Raw genomic sequence first — 22,769 nt, forward strand, 5'->3', positions numbered from 1 at the left:
TGGCGGGTGTTGATGTCGCCGAAGGTGCCGATCGTGGGCCTCTGCCGGGCCATCTCAGCTCACCGCCGATCGGTGCGCCTGGGCTCGCTGGAGGAGGGCTCGCGCTGCTGGGCGATCCAGGCTCGCACGTCGGAGATGGCAAACTTCAGATGCTTGCCGAACCGGTAGGCCGTGGGGCCTTTGCCGTGCACCCGCCAGTCGTAGACCGTGGAGATGGGGATGCCCAGGTAGGCCGCCAGCTCGGCAACGTTCGAGCCCCCAGTCGTCGGTGGGAGGGGAGGTTAGCTTGTCGTCGTGGATACTCATGCCCAGAAGGTGTGCACGACGATCCCGAACGATCGGGAGGTACCGAAACCGACGTCGGTGCCTCGGACGACAGAGCCGAATCACCGGCTCTGGAACGCTGAAAGTGAAGACGTAGTGATGACTTAATCAAATCTTTAACCTAAAAAGTCCCGGAAACCCTTGAGCTTCCGGGACTTTTGGTATCTGTGGGCTGTTTGCGGAACCCAGCAGGGCGCGGATGGTCGGTGACTGTGGAATTCATTTTCCTCTGCAGTCCCCATTCTTTTCCTCCAGCGCTGCCGGGGCACGATCTCTGGCTTGCTCAGATCGGATCGAGTGCGAATCGCGATTTCATTCGCGGCTCAGCGGTGTTAAAGACAAATGCAGCTTGTTTGAGGTGGGATAGCGGGATCGCTTCGCGTCGAAGTCAGCATCCGTCGCGTAGATCACATTCGGGCGGCCCCCCGGCAACCATCCCGGCACGATCGGACCTGCCCAGTTCGCGCTGATGGAGGCGCTAGCACACGATTGCGGTGATCGCTGCCCATTCTGCTGATTCGCCGTTCCCTGGGTCAACGAACTCAACTGGGAGATCCGCGACAAGTGTCACGACCTGTGAATGGGAACTGACAGGATCTCCGTCCAGGGTTTCAGAGAATTCCACAGTCACCTCAGCGGCCTGACAATCTGTTTCCGAGGTAAGCGTCCATGACCAACACCCATTCTCGGCTGAGCACAGACGGGCGGTGGCTGCCTCATCCAGATCTTCTTGAAGAACGCTGTCGTAAATATCGACATTTGACGTGGCATTGCCAGCATTATCTTGTTCAGTAGTTGTCGATTGGCTGACGCCTACGCCCACAACTATCAAGACGATGATGATGAGGATCAGTGCTACCCAGCCTCCGCTTATTCCACTTTCTGGTGGTGTCGAATCGGCTCGCGCTTGGGGTGTGGTGCGGGGATTCACCGACCAGGCCTGGGCATCACGGACGCGGACAAAGTCTTCAAAGCTCATCGGTTGCGGTTGCGGCGGGCGAGGTTCGGGTGCGAGCAAATGTGAGTGGAGGACGTTTCGGGCTTCGGTGACGCGGACGAACTCTGCTGTTGCAGCTCTGATGTCTGCTGCGGGCGCTCCGGCGAATCTATCTGGGTGCGACATGCGTGAGCGCAGCCTGAACGCCTTGTCGATCTCCGTTCGGGGTGACGAGGTACTGATATTGAGGATCGCTGCAGCGGTGTCGGGGGTCATAAACGTGTTCCCTTCGACTTTAGATATTCTTGGTACGCAACCAGATCCAGGTCGTGTTTGATTGTGAGGGCAGCCTGCCGAATGTTGTTCATGAGTTGAACGTTGATCTGTCTGATTCGCATTGAGCCCCGGATAATCTGGATCGGGCCCCAGACAATGGCACCCCAGAAGACCAGTGAGACTCCGCCTCCTGATTCTGTTGCGGCCGCATGGCCCGCAAGGGTGAGTGCAATACCGCCAACAAGGAATACTGATCCAATCCAAATGGACCGGTGGGCCGGCGCGAGATGCTTCCGGGCAAATCCCGGCCATACGGCTTCGTTCTTGCGCCAGAACACCCATCCCAACGGAGCTTGAGGGCAGCCAGGATTTGGAATCCACCCCAGCGGAGATGGAAAGCCTAAGTGGCCGGTAACCCAGGCCGCTGACGGTGTTGGCCAATTAGGAGGGGTCTGAAACAGGAGGGGAAGATCGTTAGTGAGCACGGAATCGTCGGGCATAAGGTGAGGCTAGTGGATTGGACGTTGCGAGTGGGGACTCGCAAGTCAACGCGCGCTTCTCAACTGTTGAGCTAGCTAAATGCCAGCACTCGTGAACCGGCGTTATCCTGCACTCGCCCGGCCCTTGACGCGGCCCGCATCGCATTGATCGAGGCAACCTCGACCGCTGACCTGACGGCCACTCCGTCAAAATAATAGGACCGTTCCGCGGATGACGACGAGAGAGAGTTTTCGCGGATTATGGCAAGAGCTACGCGCGCAAAGCGTCAGCCGAGAGCCATATTTCTGTCGCGACTGTTGCAAGTTCGAGCGCTCTGGCACTGATGCGGCTCTCATCCCACGAATCGCTATTAGCGACAGCGAAGTTGCTGACTAGCGTGTTCTGCTTCGCGAACTCGGTTCGTTTCACTGACCACGCAACATTTGAAAGATGTCTATTGAATGATCCTGTGACGAGTGTCAGGTTGCCGAGGCGATTCACTGCTCGATTGCGCTCATCGCTAGCGTTCAGCCAGGTTGGATCGTTTTCGTCTTTCATTATCGGCATACCTTTCTCCAAGAATGGCCAGTTCGATTCCCAGGACTGCGGCATCACGTGTTCGACCTGAAGTTTGGAGTAGTCGATGCTTGCGGACGGCTGGTGGGGGTCATTCCTTCGAAGATGTACGTCGATCGCCGATAGCAGCAACGCTATTCGAGGTTGACCGATATACCCGTAGAAACGATTGTCTCGAAACGCAGCTCCTACCTCGCGGTCAGTCGGCCACGCGTGCGCACCTCGTTGGAGGGAATCGATGATCGCGTTGGCGACATCGCTCTCAGCCTCAATGGCCCGTTTGGCATCATTCAGCACACGGGTCAAGTGCGCCCCATACCCACGCGTCTGGAGTCCGAGAAATGCACGACGCAGGGCCCAGGACTCGATCGCATGAACAGCGCGTACGTGATCCGCCGAAGTAAGCCGGTCAAGAGGTACCGCCCGCAGCCAAGCTAGGAGCGGGACAGCCGTTGCAATGTCGAGGTTTCGTATCCGCTCGTAGGCCGTTTTGAGTTCAACTTCGGCCACCGTAATGTGGCCATAGATTGCTTCATACGCGGTGGAGAAGCGAGCAAGACTTTGAAGCACTTCTTCTGTGCTCGGTCCGTCGTTGAGATATGCACGTGCCTCGGCGTATAGGTGGCTGACACTTGCTTCTTTGCCCAGTTCAGCTGTAAGCCACACGGAAAGGAGGACGTCTCGGCGTCCACGCTGGGCGTGGCCGCGGCCGACTTCTTCCTTCCACCAGATGTCGTCGAAATGGGCCCAGTATTTGTCGTACAGCGTCTCGACGTCGGCGGCGGCCAGCTCGCCGCGGAGAAACAAGAGATTTTTTACCAAGTCGATTGCTGACAGTGGCGTTTGCCGACCATTCAGCACCTCGAAAATGACCTGCGCATCGTCGTTGTCTTCGAGATCGATGACAACCAGCTTGAAGAGCGTAGATAGGGCATCAGCGAGTGCGTCCACTCGCAGGGTATCGACGCCCTCGTCGTCGGCAACGTACTCGCGTGTCTTCGTCGCGAAGAACGATCGCGCCTGAAGATAGAGGTGATCCGAGTCGTCATACGAAGGTATGGCGTCATCGATCGCAATCGGCCAAACTAGACGATCATTTCGGCGAGGCCAGAGCTTGAACTTCTCCTCTTTGGCCACAACAAGGTACTCCTTGTTAAAGAGCATCTCGCGAAGTTGATGCTGCTTCAGGGAGCCCTCGGCCGTGAGGACGTCGAGTACGCCGCGAACTAGCAACTGGGCTGTAGTGAGGCGCTGCTGCCCGTCAATGACAGATCGCAACGTGATTCCGCCCGCGGGAGAGAGGACCGAGGCCACAACTATCGCGCCCAGAAAGTGCGGCGACACGGTCGTTTCCCTCGCGAGCAGTGCGGAGTCAGTCGCGCCGCTCGTGCGTACGTCGATGAGACGATCCGCTGTCGCCGCAAGGTCTTCAAAAAGCAGCTCCCACTGTCCGTCGCGGCTCCACTCGTAGTCACGCTGAAATGTGGGAATCAGATAGCGGCGGTCCGGCAAAAGGATTTGGCTCAGTGGGTAGGTGTTTGCTTGCACTATTTGACCATATCGGGAGAGCCTCACATTTCCCTTCCCGTCGCTTTTGGTTTCTGCGCTGCGGGTGCCGCCGGCTTGCCCGGCGATGACTCGGGCCAGTGGTTGATGATTTTGACCTTCGGGTTCTTCATCTTCTGGATACCCGGGCCGAAGTTGCCGATTCCTGTTAACGGAGCAATGCGACAGGGCGTCGCGGAGTCGCATTTTTACAGCGCTCCGGTGGTACTGCAACCTTCTTCGCGACCCTTGCCCTTGGAATCAGCAACATGAGTCGGCCGTTCCTGCCCTGCCGATAAGTGCGGTTATGTCAGCACGGCCGAAACCCGCTCGGCCTAGGTACGCCGGTAAAGCGACCGTGCGCTGGCCCTCTTGCCTCGAGGTCTGATAGCTTCATCTTGACCGCCGGGCATCGACGCCTAGCGCAGTCTGGCCACTGCAGTGCAGGCCCCAACCCCATCCAGGAAGGGATTGCACTGCTGTGCCAACCACCAAATGCATCAAGCGCCCGTACCGCTCACCCCGCGCCGCCGCCAAAGCGCTGCACGCCGTTCGCTCCCGCGGAGGCGAATCGCTCCCCGTTGGAATTCATCCGTGCTCTAGCTGCCATGCTTGGCATGTCACTTCCAAACGAACCCGCGGTCGTGAAAAGTGGTGGGACCACCTTGTCCTTGAGTCTGCAGAGCGGGTCGGAAAAAGCCCCACGGACTTGTCGGCTAGGTTCAGCTCACGATAAGACATTCAGGCGGATGCCAGCCAGCCGACATCGATGGCGCCGGCTTGTCACTCCCTTGGAAGAGACGGGCGCGACAATCGACCACGCAGAGCATTGAAGTGGCAGAATCCTCATGAGGTCTTCAACGCCGCCGTTCTTGCATTGACCGCTTGAAACTGTCAGCGCCCACGGGCTACTTTTCAAAGAGCGTCGACACAGCGCGACCGTGACCTTTCGAACCTTGGGAATTGACCAGACCGCGTCCGTTTTTACTTAGGTTCCCACATCACCCGGCGCATCCATGCGCATCCAGGCCGAAGGGTGGCGGAGTGAACGATCTGTTGATCTTCCGGCCGTTGGAACCGCGGTGTCTACGGACCCAACGAAACTGGCGAACTCATCTCGCGACCCCAGCGCCGCATCGCGAGGCCTCTGGTGCGTTGCGACGAGCTGCCGCTTTGGCGTTCCCGCGCCGACCCGCCAGCGCTATTCGGGTAGGGACCTGCAACTACCGATCCGGTGGAACGCGGCTCCTGCCTAAACCCTGGGACGACGGCCGCGGGCTGGACGGAAAAGGATGCAAAACTGGACGACAGGACGGGCAGTGCGTTGATTCACATGGGCGTCCACCCGCCGGCCAAAAGCTAGCGGTCGAGCTACTCGTATTTAGTGGCGACGGCCGTTCGGGGCCCGAATCGCGCCGCTGGTATGTCGCCGTAAAGACGAAATTTCTACTGGCCACGCACAACTAGAATCTCTGGTCGGGGGCAGGCTTCTCGTTTCGGACCAAAGCAGGGCGTTCGACAGTCGAAACTCACACCGTTGCGCGGTGCAAACCGCGGTGCTCCTTACGTTCGGGAGCCATCAATAAGCGCCGCAAGGTCTCCCGGCTTGATCGACGCAACACCAAACTCAGTGGCCTTGGCGGTGACTGCGTTGTCATTAGTGACAAGCACCCAAGTATCGGAGAAGAACATTCCATCGCCGGCTGCAATTGTTGCAAGGATCAAGGCAATTAGCCCCGGGTCAGCAGCGCCCTTGTTCTTATAGAGGTCGATCAGTCGCGTGTCGCCGGGCAGCACGGTGCCCATGACCGCACGAATTTGCTCAAGAACCTCTGGTGTGGGCTCGTGTGCGATCTGAGCGATCGCCGCCTGCTCTGGATTCAGGTCGGCCTCGAACAACACGTCAGCGGTCACTCGGCAGAATGCGTGGAAGAAGTCTGTGCGGATTCGATCGCCTTTCAATGCGACAAGCGCGTTGTTGTCAACAAGATACTTGGTCTCATTCAACCGACGGCCGCCCTGAACTCGTCGATCTGGGAAGAGGAAATCTTATTCAAAAGTGCAATCCGTCGAAATTCGGTTCTGTTTAGTTGCCCGGCATCCAACATCGCGAGCATCCGTCTTGAACACTCAAGGCCGTTGTACTTCTTGAGGGCGTTTACCGCCCGCGGGCTCCGCGCCTGTGACTTCGTTCGGAGCCCGTACTCCGCCTTCAGCGCATCCATGTAGTTTTCAAAAACCTCTCTTGTTATGCAACCAAGTCGGCGTGCACGCATTGCAATGGCGCTTGGTGTCACCTTGAACTCGTCAGCAGCATCTTTCACCGCTTGGAGATCGGGGAAGCGCATGGCTTGAACTATTCCTGCTGGCATCAATAGTTCTGCAGTGAGTTGGTACTCCAACGGAGACGTTTCGTCCTTGGTATGGCCGTTGTAGTTGACCGGGGCGAAAGTCTCGCGCGCGATCAGGACCGTCAGTAAAACGAGAGTGAAAAGCTTGCGACCAGCAGGTTCCAAGTGCTCGCCTTCGTCTCCGGTGGCCAGGAAAATAAACGGAACTTTCTTATCCTTGATCGTCATCCCGCTGAACTTCGCGTGCCTTGGCATTCCCTGCGGCATATGGTCCTTTGCGCTGCGTGACACGAAGATCTGTTTGGCCTCAAGTCGGACGATCAGCAACTCGAGGGCAGCTTCTTTGTTCTTTGCCGCTCGAATGTCGGCTCCTGTCAAGCTGATGGCGTCCATCAGGCGGTTCGCGTCGTCTTGCACTGTCCCACGCGAATTCCTAAGGAGTCCGACAATGGGATTCTTGACCAAGCTGGCGTCGTTGACACGGAGCAGTTCCTGCTTGCGCAGTAAATCCTTGACGATGAGCTCGACATCGCACAATTCGACTCGGTGACGAGAGTGCATCGAGAACGAAGCTTTGGTGAAGCCTGACATGAGCTTCTTGGTTTTCAGCTTGATTTGAGCCTCGACAACGCTCAGTGGGGCGAAAAATAGCGGATACGGGATCTCCGCCTGTCTGGCGAGCTGGAGAAATTCATTGAACGGAAGAGGTCTCCCTTTAAGCGCGTGGTTCACGCCGGCGCGCTCGGACACGACTGAGTTTTTGAACAAGGCGACGAAGACCTTTCGCTCAAGAGTCACCGGCGTTCCCTTCAGTGTCAAAACAACTGTCATCACGGCCCTCCCTCGTGGAATTTGTCCCAACTTCAAAACATATGGGCTATCAGATTCCGCTGCCCAGTCGACACACCTGACGAGCACCCCCCATAGGGCCAGCATTGGTGCAAGCATGCCGTGTGAGCTGCCGGAAACACCTCATAATGCGAGCGTGCGCATGTTGCGCTCATACAGAATGCGGGTGGTCTTGGAAATTCGATCCTCCCCTTCGTTGTCGTCCAACCAGAACGTCACCAGGTCAGGGAACGGGCTGTCTGGAGTCAGAAAGACGTTCTTTGGCTGTACCTGACTCCGGTCAGCGACTCTGCCCTTCAACGCGCGCTCGGCTGCCTTTGCAGTGGCGCCCGTGGCCTGCACTCGGCGAGATTGGGCATTCCAATCCCGGTAGTGGGTTCGCGCCTCGAACTGGCCCGACGGCCTGATGCGGGTGATGATGTCGCCGAAGGTGCCGATCGTCTGACGCGGCCGCGACATCAGTTCACCGCCGAGCAGGGGTGCGGGGCTGCCCAGACGGTTCGCGCTGCTGTGCCATCCAGGAGCGCACGTCTGAGATCGCAAATTTCAGGTGCTTGCCGAACCGGTACGCGACGGGGCCTTTGCCGTGCACGCGCCAGTCGTAGACGGTCGAGACCGGGATGCCGAGGTAGTTCGCCAGCTCGGCGACATCCATCAGCGGCTCCAACGAGACGGCGGTTGAATTGTTTTCGTTCGTGTTCATATTCCGTAGGTGCGACCGGCGTACCTAAGCAATCAAAGGGGAACAAATGTGACGTGGTCGTCTCGCGCGCCTGAGCCGCCAGAGGGCAATCTCGGAGGGGTTTTTGATGGGTTTTCGATGGGATGATCAATTCTTTAACCTAAAAAGTCCCGGAAACCCTTGAGTTTCCGGGACTTTTGGTAAATGTCGGGCTGACAGGATTCGAACCTGCGACCCCTTGACCCCCAGTCAAGTGCGCTACCAAGCTGCGCCACAGCCCGCTACTTCCACAACGCGATTTCAACTCTCAAAACCTGCGGAAGACAACTGTAAGAGCTTACCGCCTAATGGGAGTCCTCTTGAACACAACGTCTGAACGCTCACCAGCGCTAGCATCTGCTCATGACAGAGACAGCGGATGCGGATCCCAACGACGGTCGAGACGAATCACCCGTTGAGCGCCTCGATCGCAATTGGAGCGACACGCTCCAAGAGCTCCGAGTCACGCAGACCGGTACCCAAATCATCACGGGTTTTCTCTTGACGCTGGCTTTTCAGAACAGATTCACCGACCTCGACCGTGATCAAGTCTTCATCTACCTCGTGCTCGTGGTGCTGGCGGCCGTGAGCACGATCCTGGGTCTGGCCCCCGTGAGCCTGCATCGAACCCTGTTCCGTAAGAAGGCCAAGGCCGAGCTGGTCGCCACCGCCCATCGGTTGCTCATCGCCACTCTGGGTGTGCTCGGGCTCGTCGTTGCCGGCGTCGTGCTGCTCATTTTCGATGTCGTCGTTTCGAGAGGCGCCGGTTTCATTGCGGGTGGCGCAACACTCCTCGTCATCATCGCGATCTGGGTTCTCCTTCCGAGAGCCGCTCGGCCTGATCGAACCTCACAACATCGTTGAGCGGATGCTGGGGGAGCTGCCCGCAGGCCAGCGCGCCTCGCTCGGCCTCGCCATCTAGAAGCGCGGCTATTCGGCCGGCTGCGCGCCCCGCCGGACTTAGCGTCTGATTTCAGCTTCGGGGCGCAGTCGGATGAGCCGCTGCGGGCCATCCTCTTTCAGCTCGGCCAGGTCGCTGCGCGAGGAGAGAAAGTCGGTGAAAGACCGGAAGCCGAGCGGCTTCTCGTTGAAGGAGGGGTCCATGCGGCGCATCTGATTTTTGATCGTGCCCGTGTTGAGCCACTCGTCGGCGTCACCCTTAGCGTGACCGATCTGCAGCGCACGCACCAGGAGCTCCGTGGCCAGCGTCTGTGGGTCAATATCGTCGCCGGCCTCAGGCTCGTCGAACTGCGCGTCTTCGGTGTGCGAAAACATGGGATTAGTGGCGAAAAGACGGGCCTGGATGGGCGCCGGCTCGGGTGCAATCTCGGCAGCTTCCGGGGCCTTCCTGCTGGCCTTGGGCCTTTCCGTAATGGTCGTGACGGTCGCCTTGCCAATTCCGGGCAGCGAGTCGTAGTCCTCGAACTCGTCGCACGCAGCGGCGAGTGAGGTGCTCGTTGAGCCCGCAACGCCGATGCCGACCACGAAGCGACCGAGCCGCTTCGACTTTTGGGCGAGGGCGATGTAGTCGGAGTCGCCGGCGATGATGATCACGTGGGTCAGGTCGGGCAGTCGAAAGAGGTCTTCGACCACGTCGACGGCCAAACGGATGTCGGCACCGTTCTTGGTTCCGCGGGTGGTCGTGGTGAACAGCTGGGTTAGGTCTACCGCGCGAGACATGAGTTGGCGCTGGTAACTCGCATTGACGGGCACTGACCAGTCGGCGTAGGCACGGTTCACAACCAAGGTGCCAAACGACGCTGCAAAGTCGATGATGGCGTTGAAGTCCACCGTCGCGGCGGCGAGCCGTGCGGCGACCTCGGGGTCGGCATTCGGACTCGACTTATTGAAATCACGGATGCCGTCGCGCTGAAAAGCGTTACGCCCGTGCAACTGCTGATAACGCGAGATGACGATGTTGTCGAAGTCGATATAGAGGCCGACGCGCGCATCGTTGGGTTCAGTCATAGTGAGCTCCTTAGCCACAGGCGGAAGACTCAGTTGCGATCCGGTATGTCCAGTCTGCGCCGCGCGGCGGGGGCAAGGCAACTCGGCTTCCCACTTGCACCAGCAATCGACTGCTGCCATGAGGCGTCGTGGGCCACCAGAATTTGTTGAGAACCGGTGAAAGACGGATGCTTGAACCATGAAGCACACGAACGAGACCTCACCCATCGAGACCGACCACGATGCGGAGGCGGCATCCGCTGTTCACGCCCCTCGCGATCCCGGCACGGTCGAGGAATTCTGGGACGAACGCTACGCCGACATGGCACAGCTGTGGAGCGGGCAGCCGAACGCGACACTGCTGACTGAGGTGCAAGGATTACCGGCCGGCCGCGCGCTGGACGTCGGCTGCGGCGAAGGAGCGGATGCCCTCTGGCTGACGGAACACGGGTGGCGCGTCACCGCGCTGGACGTGTCGCGGGTGGCGCTCGACCGGGCAGCCGCCCAGGCCGCCGTTCGCGGAGTGCAGGTGAACTGGCTACACGCCGGCCTGGTCGAGGCGGCGCTACCGCCGGCAACCTTCGATCTGGTTTCTGCGCAGTACCCCGCGTTGCTGCGCACCGACGAGAATGTTGCCGAGCACGCGTTGCTCGCGGCGGTCGCCCTCAATGGTGTGCTGCTCTTTGTGCATCACCCCGCCCCGACGGAAGAGGAGGCCGCGGCCCACGGTTTTCATGCCGACGACTATGTGGGCCCGGCCCAGGTCGCTGCGCTGCTGGACGACAACTGGCAGGTTGAGGTCGATGAGACCCGGCCGCGCCATGTAGCGTCCGGTGCCGGGTCGCATCACACCCACGACGTTGTCCTGCGGGCTCGACGACTGCGCTGATCGGCCACGTGTAGATTGTGGCCGGCGCTCCGCGGTCGCAGCGAGGTTTGGCAAGTACTTTGGGCAGCCCCGGCCCGCGAGCAGTCTGCCGATAGGGTGATCACTATTATGCAGATTCGCGACATTGGCCTGTCGGCGCTCAAGGGCGGCCCACACACGACGCGCAAAAACGTGCTGCTCGAAGCATACGGTCCGGTGGGGGACCGGCTCTTCGCGGTCGTTGACCTCGCGAACGGCCGCGTGTTGAAAACCGTTGAGCATCCGTTATTGATCACCTGCCGAGCCCGGTGGCATGACGGGGAGTTGTCGGTCAACATCGGCGGGCAGCAGATTGCCGCGAAACCCGAGTTCAACGGTCAAAATGTCACACTCGACTATTGGGGTCGCTCCGTTGGCATGCAGGTGATTGACGGGCCGTGGGCCCGGGCATTCTCTCGTTTGCTCGGGAAGGATGTTGCTGTGGCACAGATCAACGCCCCAGGCGGCGTGGTCTACGGCGACTCCGTCACCATCGTGACGACGAGTTCGCTTCGCCGGCTCGCCGATGAGGCGGCCACGACCGTTGATGCTCGCCGGTTTCGGGCGACGTTCACAATTGACACGGGCGACGCGGCTGCACAGGTTGAAGATTCCTGGGCTGGTCGTGAACTCGACGTGGGCAGCGCACGCCTGCTCGTGGGCGCCGGCATTCCTCGCTGCGCGGTCATCGATCTGGAGCCCGACACCGGCGCGCGCGGCACGAACCTGCTGAAGACCCTCGCCCGCTTGAATGGGAGTGACATTCCATTCGGCGTCTACGCCCAGGTCATTCGCCCGGGAAGTGTCGGCTGCGGCGACCAGGTGCGATTAGTTCCCGGTAGCTGACGGGAGGCCGGGCTCACAGCGACACTGTCCGTGGATCGTATCGGTGCCGGCCTCGAAGCGGCAACAGGTCAGGGAGCGATCTGCTTGACCGGGCGCATGAGAATCTCCTGGATGAGCACATTGGCCGGCTGCGCAAAAGCGAAGACCAAGGCCCGGGCTACGTCTTCGGACTGCATCGCTTCCAGCTGGGTGCGGCGGGTCAGGAGGGCATCGCTGACGTTCTCGCCGAACTCGGTCCAGACGGCGCCCGGTTCAAGAACTGAGACGCGGATTCCCTCTTCGCCAAGTTCTTTGCGCAGGGCATCGTGAAAACCGACGACGGCATACTTCGTCGCGCTGTACACCGACCAGGTTGCTGCGCCGTATCGGCCGCCGACGCTCGAAACGGAGCAGATCATTGCGCCGGCGCGACCGCGCATGAGCGGGATGGCCGCCTGGGTGCAGTTCAGCACGCCATACAGGTTTGCATCGATCATTGACTTCCAGTCAGCGGGGTCGCTGCTTTCAAATGGCGAGCTGATGCCCAGGCCGGCGTTGTTGAAGAGCAGATCCACCCCACCGAAACGACTCTTGATCGTGGCGAACATCGCAGTGACCGCGGCGGCATCCGCGACATCGAGCTGCATAACCGTGGCGGAGTCTCCGAGCTCGGTGGCCAGCTCCTGCAACCGTTCCACGCGCCGGGCGACCAGGATGACGTGGGCACCCTCTTCGACCAGAAGACGCGCTGCGGCTGCTCCAATTCCGCTGGAGGCTCCCGTGATAACAGCGATTTTTGCGGTCAGATCCTGCATTTTCATGTGTGTGGCTCTCTTGCTCGTGAGGAGGCAAGAATGGCGACCCGGCGCTGATCCATCAGGCGGTGGAAACAGAAGACACGGTGCAGCTTTACACCCGACAGACGCTGGAGAGCCCAGACTTGCACGAATACTCAATTGTACAGTTCATGATTCCAGCCAGCAGCGCTCGCCGCTGCCCATACGCTGAGCTCCTGATCGACGACGGGCGGGCCGCCGTGTCGGCATTTTCGGAGCATAAACGCCAGTTGTCGGGCCGCCTCCCAACTTCGACGCGCGGTGGCGGGAGATACTGGAGTGATGGACGACAAAGATACCCTCGCGGATTTTCTGCGCTCAGCCCGGGCCCGCCTGACGCCGGCCGATGTCGGCCTGCCGGTCAACCCCCACGCGGCCGCCCGACGGGTACCCGGACTGCGCCGTGATGAAGTAGCCGGCCTAGCCGGTGTGAGCGTTGACTACTACGCGCGTATGGAACAGGGCCGGGTGACGCAGGCATCCGATGCCGTTGTCAATGCGCTCGCCGGGGTGCTGCACTTGAATGAGGCGGAGCGCAGCTACCTGTTCTCGCTGTTATCCGCCTCGACCGGCGGTCGCATCCAGCAGCGGCGGCGCACCCACGCGGTTCGGCCGTCGGTGCGCACCATCATGGATTCCTTCACGACGCAGCCGGCATTCGTGCTCGGCGTCGGCATGGATGTGCTGGCCATGAATGACCTCGCCAAGCTGCTGCTGAAGGACTTCACGAAGAGCTCGGGACTCGGGCGCAGCATGGCCAGATGGACCTTCCTCGACCCGTCGGCGCGCACGCTGTACCTGGACTGGGAGATCGTGGCGTGCGATGTGGCGGCTATGCTCCGTCACGATGCGCGGTCTCACCCCAACGACCGGGCCCTCAATGAGCTGATCGGTGAGTTGACCGTCAAGAGCGACGAATTTCGCGCGTGGTGGAGTCAGCACCGCGTGTGGGAGTGCACGTTCGGCGTGAAGCGCTTCGTGCACCCGATCGTGGGCCGGGTCGATGTGGACTACGAGACCTTCCCGGTTCCGGGCGAACCAGACCAGCAACTCTTCGTTTACAGCACCCAGCCGGAGTCGGCCTCAAGCGACGCGCTGCGCATTCTGGCCTCCTGGCGCACAGATCAGACGGATGCCGCCGCGCTCGAGTCCTTTCGCTGAAGGTCTAGAACCCTTCGGGCAGACGCGGAACATACGATGCCTCAAGGCGCGCGCGCTCGTCGGCGCTGAGCTCTAGGTCGAGCGAAGCGATGGCATCGTCGAGGTGCTGCGGCTTCGTGGCGCCAACGATCGGCGCCGTCACGGCGGGGTTGCCCGACACCCAGGCCAGGGCGACCTGCGCTCGCGGCACTTCGCGTTCAGCGGCGATTGCGGCGACGACCGATGCAACAGCACGATCGCCGTCCTCTGCCTGTGCGTATAAGGTCTGGCCGAACAGGTCCGTCTCGGTGCGGGCGGTCGTTTCGTCCCAATCCCGAGTGAGCTTTCCACGCGCCAGCGGGCTCCACGGGGTGAGGCCGATGCCGGCATCCACTGCGAGGGGGAACATCTCCCGCTCCTCTTCTCGGTTGATCAGGTTGTACTGGCTCTGCATCGACACGAACGGGGTCCAGCCGTTCACCTGCTGCAGGCGCAGCGCCTTGGCAAATTGCCAGGCAAACATCGAGGAGGCGCCCAGGTAGCGTGCCTTACCGGAGCGCACCACATCGTGCAGGGCTTCAAGCGTTTCCTCGAGGGGAGTGAATGGGTCGAAACGGTGCACGATGTAGAGGTCCACGTAGTCGAGGTCGAGGCGGCGCAGGCTATTATCGATCTCCTGCAGCACCGCTTTGCGTGACAGGCCGCGCTGGTTGGGGCCCTCGCCGACGGGCGCGTAGACCTTCGTCGCTACAACGACCTCGTCCCGGTTCGCGTACTCCTTGAGTGCGCGGCCGAGGATTTCTTCGCTTGACCCGGCCGAGTACCCATTCGCGGTGTCGAAGAAGTTGATCCCGGCTTCAACGGCCTGACGGATGAACGGCCGGCTGGTCTCCTCGGTCAGCGTCCAGGCATGGTTGCCGCGTTCCGGCTCGCCATAGCTCATGCAACCCAAGGCCACCGGCGAGACATCCAGACCGGTGCTGGCGAACTTCACGTACTTCATGGGACTCCTTTAATGACGGATGCCCCGGGCCGCGTTAAAATCTGCGGCCCGGGGCGGTTCGTACCTGGGTTTTTTATCGACCTGCGCGGCTTATGCCGCGCAGGTCGGGGCGCCTACGCGTCGGCGCGGGTCTCGTTCGCAAACGTGGCCACGTCGATAACGAAACGGTAGCGCACGTCGCTGCGGATAACACGCTCGTATGCCTCGTTCACCTGATCGACCGAGATGATCTCAATGTCGGCTCCGATTCCGTGGGCGGCACAGAAGTCGAGCATTTCCTGGGTCTGGCGGATGCCGCCGATCTTGGAGGCTGCGATGGAGCGACGCTGGGCGGCGAGCCAGACCATCTTCACGCTGTCGGGCTCGGTGGGGATTCCGACGTGCACGAGTGTGCCGTTGAGGGCGAGCAGCTTCAGGTAGCCCTCCAGTTCGAGGTTCGCGGCCACGGTGTTCACGATGAGGTCGAAGTGGTTCTCGAGCTCGGTGAAGGTGGTCGGGTCGCTGGTGGCGTAGTAGTGATCTGCGCCGAAACGCAGGCCGTCTTCCTTCTTGCTGAGGGTCTGGCTGAGTACGGTGACCTCGGCGCCGAGCGCGTGGGCGATCTTCACACCCATGTGTCCGAGGCCGCCCATTCCGAGGATGGCGACCTTCTTGCCGGGGCCGGCCTTCCAGTTCGTTAGGGGGGAGTAGAGCGTGATGCCGGCGCAGAGCAGGGGAGCGGCCTCGGAGAGCTCGATGCCGTCGGGAATGCCGAGCACGTAGTTCTCATCGACGACGATCGCGGTGCTGTAGCCGCCGTTGGTGGGAGTGCCGTCGTGGTTGCGGTCGTTGTAGGTACCGACCTCGCCCTTCAGGCAGTACTGCTCCTCGCCGGCGAGGCAGTTGGCGCACTCGCGGCAGGAGTCGACGAAGCAGCCAACGCCGACGCGGTCGCCCACGCGGTAGCGGGTGACGTCGCTGCCGACGGCGGAGACGATGCCGGCAATCTCGTGGCCGGGAACCATCGGGAACAGGCCAACGCCCCACTCGTCGCGAGCCTGGTGGATGTCGGAGTGGCAGATGCCGGCGAACTTGATGTCGATCGCCACGTCGTTGGCGCCGGGGGTGCGCAACTCGATCGTGGTGCGAACGAGGGGCTGGTTGGCCGCGGGGGCGGCGAGGGCAGGAACGGTGGTCGTCATAAATAAATCTTTCAGTACCGAAGATGAAATGCGAGGGAACCCCGTGCCGGAGCACGTGTCGACGGTGACATCCGCTCGCACAACGTTACGCGGTGCCACCGACCTGATCGTGGCTGGAACGTGGCACTGTCTGACCTACCCACGGGTCGGCGAAGGCTGCGGCCAGTGCCCAAGGCTCAAAGAGTTATTCTGAATAGACATCGCATCTTGTCTGCGTGCCTGTCGTCGGACGGCGATTGGTTCTTGAAAGGTCTGCCTGCAATGCCAGAAATATTGCGTGAATCGCCCGCAACTGCACCAACAATCCACCTCCTCGGCATCACCGCCTGCCCCACGGGCATCGCCCACACCTACATGGCCGCTGAAAAGCTCGAGGCGTCCGCCGCTGAACTGGGCTATTCCATGAAGGTTGAGACGCACGGTTCCGTTGGAGTCGAGAATACGTTCACGCAGGCCGATATCGACCGAGCGGATGCGATCGTCATCGCGGCCGATACCCAGATCGACCTCGACCGCTTCGACGGCAAGCGCCTCATTTCCGTGCCGGTGGCCGACGGCATCCACCACCCCGCCAAGCTCATTGCGGATGCCCTGGCCGCCGAGCCGCGCATCGGAACGGCTGCTTCGCCCGGGTCAACGGCCGGGGCGCGTCCGACCGGTGGTTCTAACTTCGGTGCCACGCTGTACCGGTCACTCATGAATGGCGTTTCATTCATGATCCCGTTCGTTGTCGTCGGGGGACTCCTGATTGCCGTCTCTCTCTCGCTCGGTGGAGTCGCGACCCCACAAGGGCTGGTCATCCCCGAAGACAGCTTCTGGTTCACGATCAACAGTATCGGCGCGCTGGGGTTCACCCTCATGGTGCCCATCCTCTCGGGCTTCATCGCCTACGCGATCGCCGACCGCCCAGGGTTGGCCCCCGGGATGATCTGCGGCTGGATCGCCACGACCGGTTCGTTCTACAACTCTGAATCGGGCGCCGGATTCATCGGCGGCATCGTCGTCGGCTTCCTCGCCGGCTTCGTGGCCCTCGGAATCAAGAAAATCCCGGTGCACCGCTTCATTCGCCCGATCATGCCGATCCTGGTGATCCCGGTGCTGACAACCGTGATTGTGGGCGGCGCTTTCGTGCTCGCCCTCGGCCAGCCCATCAGCTGGGTCTTCGAAAGCATGACCACCTTCCTGACCGACCTCGAGGGCGGCAGCGTCGTGGTATTGGGCCTCATCCTAGGCGCCATGGTGGGCTTCGACATGGGCGGCCCGGTCAACAAAACCGCGTTCCTTTTCGGCGGGGCACTTATCGCGGCGGGCAACTCGGCGCCCATGGGAATGGTCGCCGCTGCCATCGCCGTGCCACCCCTCGGCATGGGGATCGCGACGCTCATCCGTGGTCGCTACTTCTCCAAGCCCGAACGTGAGGCCGGCATCGCGGCCCTCTTCATCGGTTTCTTCGGAATCACCGAGGGAGCCATCCCGCTTGCTGCCGCCAAACCGCTTCAGGTCATCCCGGCCAACATGATCGGTGGGGCGATCGCCGGCGGTATCGCCGCCTTATTTGCGGTGACCAACGCTGTGCCCCACGGCGGACCAATCGTTGCCGTCTTCGGCGCCGTTTCCGGGATCCCCATGTATTTCGTGGCCATGCTCCTCGGGTCGGTTGTGACCGCGCTGGTCGCGGTTCTGTTGCTTGGGATCTCAGCGCGCAGGGGTGTACGGCGGGAATCGGCCAGAGCATCCGTCGCCGGTGCAGCTGTGGCCGACGCGCAGCCACTCGCCGCGCAGCCCCAGCCCGCGCCCGCAGTGAAAAAGACGGTTCTCGACTACATCGATGAGCGCACGATCGTGCTGGACCCAACGGATACCGACCGCGACGACATGATCCGCACCCTCACTGGGCTCATGAGCAGCACGGGACGGGTAACCGACGAGGCACTCGTGGCACAGGCCGCATTCGACCGGGAGGCGAGTGGGACGACCGGTATCGGCGACGGAATCGCTATCCCGCACGCGAAGTCCAACGGCGTGAGTTCACCCGTTCTCGCCTTCGCGCGCAGCCGCGACGGCATCGACTGGAACTCGCCCGACGGCTCGAAGGCGCGGCTCATCTTTATGATCGCCGTGCCGGAGGCTGCGGCCGGAACCGAGCACCTCAAGGTGTTAGCTCAGCTCTCCCGAGCGCTCATGAAGCCGGCCTTCCGGGCTGCGATCCAGTCCGCTGAGACTGCGGCCGACGTGCTCGAGGCGCTCAGCGTTCAGGTGGGGGTGCCCGTCGCCGCCGCCGTGAAGCGACCCTAGAACGCACCGCGACGACGCGGCGGCTGCCGGAGGCGGTGCGCTCGCGTTGTCACGGCATCCGCTCGTCACTCGCAGGATTCTGGTTCACATCGAGGGAGGATGGGGTCATGGCAAACAATGAGCACGCGCAGTGGGTCAAGAACTACCAGCCGGGCGTTCCCGCTGAGATTGAACTCCCCACGGAGTCCCTCGTGGCTATGCTCGAGCGTTCAGTGGCCGAGGCCGGCACCCACCCTGCTCTGGAGTTTTTCGGGCGTCGAACGAGCTACACCGAACTTGGCGACCAGATCGACCGGGCCGCGGAGGGATTGCGCCGTCTCGGGGTGCTAGCTGGTGATCGGGTGGCCCTGATCTTGCCGAACTGCCCCCAGCACGTCGTCGCTTTCTACGCGGTGCTGCGCCTGGGAGCGGTGGTGGTGGAGCACAACCCGCTCTATACGTCCAGAGAATTACGCCACCAGTTCGAAGATCATCAGGCCCGCGTCGTTATCGCCTGGGACAAGGCGACGGACGCCGTGCGTGAGTTTCCGGCCGACATCGAGATTGACCACGTCGTCTCGGTCAACCTTCTCACGGCGTTTCCCGCCCTGAAGCGCCTCGCCCTGCACCTGCCGGTGAAGAGCCTGCGCGAGTCACGCGCGGCGCTGACGGGCCCGGCTCCGGGCACGATGTCCTGGAAGAAACTGCTCGCTTTCGGCGTTATCGATTCCGAGCATCCGCGACCGTCGGTCGATGACCTGGCCGCCATTCAATACACCTCGGGCACCACCGGAACCCCCAAGGGGGCCATGCTCACCCATTTCAACCTGTATTCCAATGCCCTGCAGGGTGAGGCGTGGATGCACGGAGCGCAGTACCGCAAAGAAATCTTCTATGCGATCCTGCCGATGTTCCACGCATTCGGAATGACTCTCTACCTGACCTACGGCATCCGCAAGCAGGGCCTGCTCGTCTTGTTCCCCAAGTTTGAGCCCGGGCTGATTCTCGCCGCCATGAAGAAGTCGCCGGCCACCGTCTACTGCGCGGTACCGCCGATCTACGAGCGCACGGCGCTCGCCGCGAAGGAAAAGGGAATCTCGCTGCGCTCGTGCAAGTACTGCATTTCGGGCGCCATGAATCTGCCCGATCACGTCGTGGAACTGTGGGAGTCGGTATCGGGCGGACTTCTCGTGGAGGGATACGGCATGACCGAGTCGTCTCCCGTCGCCCTGGGTAATCCGTTTCATGCCAGCCGGCGCACGGGCACTATCGGTGTGCCGTTCCCCTCGACCCTGATGAAAGTGGTCGATCTGGATGACCCGAGCACAGAGGTGCCGGCGGGGCAGCCGGGCGAGTTGTTGTTGAAGGGACCGCAGGTTTTTCAGGGTTATTGGAACAATCCGGAGGAGACCGCGAAGACGCTCTTACCCAATGGCTGGCTGCGCACCGGCGATATCGTGACCGTGGATGAGGATGGCTTCACCACGATCGTAGATCGCGCCAAGGAGCTGATCATCACGGGCGGTTTCAACGTGTCGCCCTCTGAGGTGGAGGCCGTCTTGCGGCTGCACCCGAGCGTCAGTGACGCCGCCGTGATCGGCCGACCGCTCGAACGGGGCGGGGAGATGGTCGTCGCCGCGATCGAACTCAAGGCCGGTGCCACCCTCGACGAGGAGGCATTGCGGGCGCACTGCCGGGAACACCTCGCGGCGTACAAGATTCCGCGACGGATCGTGCAAATCGAGAACACACCGCGTTCGATGCTCGGCAAGGTCTTGCGTAAGCAGGTTCGTGAGCAGGTTTTCCCGCTGCTCTGACATCGGGGTCAACGGTGTTGAGGCCTGGTGGCAGTAGCCCGCCGCAACACGCTTCTTTTCTTGAAGTCGCTCGGGTACCTATGCATCGATTCCACAGACCGAGTGCAGGCGATCGCTTGAGTACTGAGGCTCGTTCGGCTGGTCACATTGACACACGTTCGCTCAGCGACCTAATATGGAATCGATTCCATGGAATCGATTCCACGACCACAATGAGGTGAAAATATGGCGGACATCACGATTAAAGACGTAGCCGCCCGCGCTGGTGTTTCTGCGGCCACCGCGTCCAGAGTGCTCTCGGGCAACCCGGCCACCTCTCCCCAGGCGCGGGAGAATGTCGCCGCTGCCGTCATCGAGCTGGACTACCGGCCCAACGCCCAGGCCAGAGCGCTGCGCTCGACCCACAGCGACTCGATCGGCCTGCTGGTGCCGGACGTGCGCAACCCGTTCTTCGCCGACCTCGCCCATACTGTCGAGCAAGAAGCACTCTCCGCGGGCTACGTCACCCTGCTCGGGAATGCCAACGAGCAGAAGGAACAGCAGGACCGGTACCTGGACACGCTGATCTCCCGGAGGGTGGACGGCATCATCGTGGCGCCGCTCGGTGACGGGAGCGGCAGCATCCATTCCCTGATCGAGCGCCAGATCCCGACCGTTTTCGTGGACCGCGCCGTCGACGGCATCGACGTGCCGAGCGTGACCACCGACAGTGAGGTCGGCATCCGTCAGACCGTCGAACACCTCGCCTCCCTCGGGCACACCCGGATCGGGTATATCTCCGGCCCGCAAGCCACCTCGACCGGACGCGACCGGTTCGCCGCATTCACTTCGACCGTGGCCGCCGCCGGTCTCAGCCAGGACCCCGACTTGGTCTACTTCGGAGACTTCCAGGCGGCGAGTGGCTCGGCCGGCCTGCACGCGTTGCTCGGGCTGAACGACCCACCCACGGCATTGCTTGCCGCGGACAGCCTAATGGCCGTCGGCGCGATCGCCATCCTGCACAAGCTAGGTCTGCGCATAGGCACGGACCTCGCGCTGGTTGCCTTCGATGACATCGAGTGGTTCGCCCTGCTCAACCCGGCCCTCAGCGTCATCTCGCACAGCGTGGAGGACATGGGCCGGATCGCCGTTGACCTTTTGCTTGAAGTCGTCGCCGGGAAAACCCCCCAATCGGTGGTGCTCCCGAGCGAACTGGTCATCCGAGCCTCGTCGTCATTGCCCATCCTGCCCGCATCCAGCCGAAGGAAGAACTAACATGACTCAACAACCGCTGCTGACCCTGCAGAATGTGAGCAAGGTCTTTGGGCCGGTCACGGTCATCAACGATGTCACGGTCAGTGTGTATCCCGGCCGGGTTCAGGTGTTGCTCGGGGAGAACGGTGCCGGAAAATCCACCCTGATCAAGATGATGGCCGGTGTCTACCAGCCGGACTCCGGCCACATCGTCGTTGATGGGAAAACCGTCACCCTGCCGAACACCCGCGCGGCCGAGGCGGTGGGCATCGCCACGATCCACCAGGAACTCAACCTGGTTCCCACCATGAGCATTGCCGAGAACGTCATGCTCGGGCGGATGCCGACCAGGCACGGTCTCGTGGACCGCCGGGCCCTACGTCAGCAGGCCCGTGCCGCCCTGGCCCTGATCGGGTTGGATATTGACGTTGATGTCCTGGTCGGAGACCTGGGCATCGCCCGGCAGCAACTGGTCGAGATCGCCAAGGCGCTGAGCATCAACGCCCGCATTTTGATCCTCGACGAGCCGACCGCGGCGCTGACGCGCCATGAAACCGAAAATCTGTTTGCCGTCATGGCCGACCTGCGCCAGCGGGGCGTCGGCATGCTGTTTATCAGCCACCACCTCGACGAGATCGCCGAAGTCGGAGACACCGTCACAGTGCTGCGCGATGGTGAATTCATCGGAGAGGTTCCTGCCTCAACATCCGAGGACGAGCTCGTCAAGCTGATGGTCGGCCGAGGCATTGAGGACCAGTTTCCCCGGTTGTCCGAAAACCTTGGTCAGGCCGCGGAGGTGCTCACCGTGGATAACCTCACCTCGGCCGGCTCGTTTCGCGACATCAGCTTCACCATAAAAGCGGGCGAGGTACTCGGCATTGCTGGCCTGGTCGGCGCCGGACGCACCGAACTTATCCGGGCCATCGCCGGCGCCGACCGGTACACCTCCGGCACGGTCGCCGTGCGCGGCCAAATTTTGCCGAAGGGCAGCATCAAAGCCGCTATCGCTGCGGGCATCGGGCATGTGCCGGAGGACCGCAAGGGACAGGGGCTGGTGCTCGACGCATCAGTTAATAACAACCTCGGCTACGCAACCCTTGCGTCCACCGCGAAGTTGGGAATGGTCGACTTTGCCGGCCAGCGCAGCCGGGCATCCGCGGTCGCGAAGAGACTGCGCATCCGCATGCACACCATTGATCAGCCGATCGGCGCACTCTCTGGGGGGAATCAGCAGAAGGCCGTCTTCGGCCGCTGGATCATCGCCGCCTCCACGGTCTTGCTGCTCGACGAGCCCACGCGCGGCGTGGACGTGGGAGCCAAAGTCGAGATCTACGAACTGATGAACACGATCACAGCGGCCGGGGGAGCGATTCTCATGGTCTCCAGCGAACTGCCCGAGATTCTCGGCATGAGCGACCGCATTCTGGTGATGCGTGACGGACGCCTCGCCGGCGAGCTCAGCTCCGCAGAGGCCACCCAAGACGCAGTTATGACACTCGCCGCCCGCGATGTCGACGAGACGCACGAACAGAGATAGGGAAGCACCT

General features: G+C 61.6%; 19 protein-coding genes and 1 tRNA gene. 8 read left to right on the forward strand and 12 right to left on the reverse strand.

What is annotated here, in order from left to right:
- Window positions 1–59 precede the first annotated feature (59 nt).
- The 8 genes from E3T39_RS07345 to E3T39_RS07380 form a co-directional block, all read right to left on the reverse strand.
- Window positions 60–239: a helix-turn-helix domain-containing protein gene (locus tag E3T39_RS07345; protein ID WP_134514183.1), complete on the reverse strand. Its 180-nt coding sequence runs from the start codon at window positions 237–239 to the stop codon at window positions 60–62.
- 563 nt (window positions 240–802) lie between these two features.
- Window positions 803–1,537 carry a J domain-containing protein gene (locus E3T39_RS07350; protein WP_134514067.1) on the reverse strand — a complete coding sequence of 245 codons (735 nt, stop codon included), beginning with the start codon at window positions 1,535–1,537 and terminating at the stop codon, window positions 803–805.
- A 750-nt stretch (window positions 1,538–2,287) separates the two neighbouring features.
- Window positions 2,288–4,141 (reverse strand): DUF262 domain-containing protein, encoded by a 1,854-nt coding sequence (locus E3T39_RS07355; protein ID WP_134514068.1) that lies wholly within the window; start codon window positions 4,139–4,141, stop codon window positions 2,288–2,290.
- 1,560 nt (window positions 4,142–5,701) lie between these two features.
- Window positions 5,702–6,145 carry a hypothetical protein gene (locus E3T39_RS07360; RefSeq protein WP_134514069.1) on the reverse strand — a complete coding sequence of 148 codons (444 nt, stop codon included), beginning with the start codon at window positions 6,143–6,145 and terminating at the stop codon, window positions 5,702–5,704.
- Complete coding sequence (locus tag E3T39_RS07365) at window positions 6,142–7,320, reverse strand: hypothetical protein (RefSeq protein ID WP_134514070.1); 1,179 nt, start codon at window positions 7,318–7,320, stop codon at window positions 6,142–6,144. Before E3T39_RS07365 ends, E3T39_RS07360 begins: the two co-directional genes overlap by 4 nt.
- Window positions 7,321–7,461: 141 nt before the next feature.
- The gene (locus tag E3T39_RS07370) at window positions 7,462–7,797 is read right to left on the reverse strand and encodes a hypothetical protein (RefSeq protein WP_134514071.1); all 336 of its coding nucleotides are present in this window, start codon (window positions 7,795–7,797) and stop codon (window positions 7,462–7,464) included.
- 4 nt (window positions 7,798–7,801) lie between these two features.
- Complete coding sequence (locus E3T39_RS07375) at window positions 7,802–8,041, reverse strand: helix-turn-helix domain-containing protein (RefSeq protein WP_241979581.1); 240 nt, start codon at window positions 8,039–8,041, stop codon at window positions 7,802–7,804.
- Window positions 8,042–8,227: 186 nt separating this feature from the next.
- A tRNA-Pro gene (locus tag E3T39_RS07380) sits at window positions 8,228–8,301 on the reverse strand.
- A 121-nt stretch (window positions 8,302–8,422) separates the two neighbouring features.
- Between E3T39_RS07380 and E3T39_RS07385 the strand changes: the two genes are divergently transcribed.
- Window positions 8,423–8,923 (forward strand): DUF6328 family protein, encoded by a 501-nt coding sequence (locus E3T39_RS07385; RefSeq protein WP_134514072.1) that lies wholly within the window; start codon window positions 8,423–8,425, stop codon window positions 8,921–8,923.
- 96 nt (window positions 8,924–9,019) lie between these two features.
- Here the strand turns inward: E3T39_RS07385 and E3T39_RS07390 are convergent, their stop codons facing one another.
- Window positions 9,020–10,027: an NYN domain-containing protein gene (locus tag E3T39_RS07390; RefSeq protein WP_134514073.1), complete on the reverse strand. Its 1,008-nt coding sequence runs from the start codon at window positions 10,025–10,027 to the stop codon at window positions 9,020–9,022.
- 178 nt (window positions 10,028–10,205) lie between these two features.
- On the opposite strand from E3T39_RS07390, the gene E3T39_RS07395 reads away from it, so the two are divergent.
- A complete protein-coding gene (locus E3T39_RS07395) occupies window positions 10,206–10,895 on the forward strand; it encodes a class I SAM-dependent methyltransferase (RefSeq protein WP_134514074.1) in 690 nt (229 codons plus the stop codon).
- A 96-nt stretch (window positions 10,896–10,991) separates the two neighbouring features.
- Window positions 10,992–11,759, forward strand: a complete 768-nt coding sequence (locus E3T39_RS07400) for an MOSC domain-containing protein (protein WP_134514075.1) — start codon at window positions 10,992–10,994, stop codon at window positions 11,757–11,759.
- 68 nt (window positions 11,760–11,827) lie between these two features.
- On the opposite strand, the gene E3T39_RS07405 is transcribed toward E3T39_RS07400, so the two are convergent.
- Window positions 11,828–12,553 (reverse strand): SDR family oxidoreductase, encoded by a 726-nt coding sequence (locus tag E3T39_RS07405; protein WP_198416104.1) that lies wholly within the window; start codon window positions 12,551–12,553, stop codon window positions 11,828–11,830.
- A gap of 303 nt (window positions 12,554–12,856) precedes the next feature.
- On the opposite strand from E3T39_RS07405, the gene E3T39_RS07410 reads away from it, so the two are divergent.
- Window positions 12,857–13,735: a helix-turn-helix transcriptional regulator gene (locus E3T39_RS07410; protein ID WP_134514077.1), complete on the forward strand. Its 879-nt coding sequence runs from the start codon at window positions 12,857–12,859 to the stop codon at window positions 13,733–13,735.
- 4 nt (window positions 13,736–13,739) lie between these two features.
- Here the strand turns inward: E3T39_RS07410 and E3T39_RS07415 are convergent, their stop codons facing one another.
- Both E3T39_RS07415 and E3T39_RS07420 read right to left on the reverse strand, forming a co-directional pair.
- Window positions 13,740–14,717, reverse strand: coding sequence for an aldo/keto reductase (locus E3T39_RS07415; RefSeq protein ID WP_134514078.1), 978 nt, complete (start codon window positions 14,715–14,717; stop codon window positions 13,740–13,742).
- 113 nt (window positions 14,718–14,830) lie between these two features.
- Window positions 14,831–15,898, reverse strand: a complete 1,068-nt coding sequence (locus E3T39_RS07420; RefSeq protein WP_134514079.1) for an NAD(P)-dependent alcohol dehydrogenase — start codon at window positions 15,896–15,898, stop codon at window positions 14,831–14,833.
- A gap of 261 nt (window positions 15,899–16,159) precedes the next feature.
- Here E3T39_RS07420 and E3T39_RS07425 point away from each other — a divergent pair, with 261 nt between their 5' ends.
- From E3T39_RS07425 to E3T39_RS07440, 4 genes are all read left to right on the forward strand, one after another.
- Window positions 16,160–18,193, forward strand: a complete 2,034-nt coding sequence (locus E3T39_RS07425; RefSeq protein WP_134514080.1) for a fructose-specific PTS transporter subunit EIIC — start codon at window positions 16,160–16,162, stop codon at window positions 18,191–18,193.
- A gap of 107 nt (window positions 18,194–18,300) precedes the next feature.
- A complete protein-coding gene (locus E3T39_RS07430; protein ID WP_134514081.1) occupies window positions 18,301–19,989 on the forward strand; it encodes a long-chain-fatty-acid--CoA ligase in 1,689 nt (562 codons plus the stop codon).
- A gap of 225 nt (window positions 19,990–20,214) precedes the next feature.
- The gene (locus tag E3T39_RS07435) at window positions 20,215–21,243 is read left to right on the forward strand and encodes a LacI family DNA-binding transcriptional regulator (protein ID WP_134514082.1); all 1,029 of its coding nucleotides are present in this window, start codon (window positions 20,215–20,217) and stop codon (window positions 21,241–21,243) included.
- Between the two features lies 1 nt (window position 21,244).
- On the forward strand, window positions 21,245–22,759 hold the full coding sequence (locus E3T39_RS07440; RefSeq protein ID WP_134514083.1) for a sugar ABC transporter ATP-binding protein: 1,515 nt from the start codon (window positions 21,245–21,247) through the stop codon (window positions 22,757–22,759).
- The last annotated feature ends 10 nt before the right edge of the window (window positions 22,760–22,769 follow it).

This window comes from Cryobacterium suzukii, assembly GCF_004403185.1.
Classification (GTDB): domain Bacteria; phylum Actinomycetota; class Actinomycetes; order Actinomycetales; family Microbacteriaceae; genus Cryobacterium; species Cryobacterium suzukii.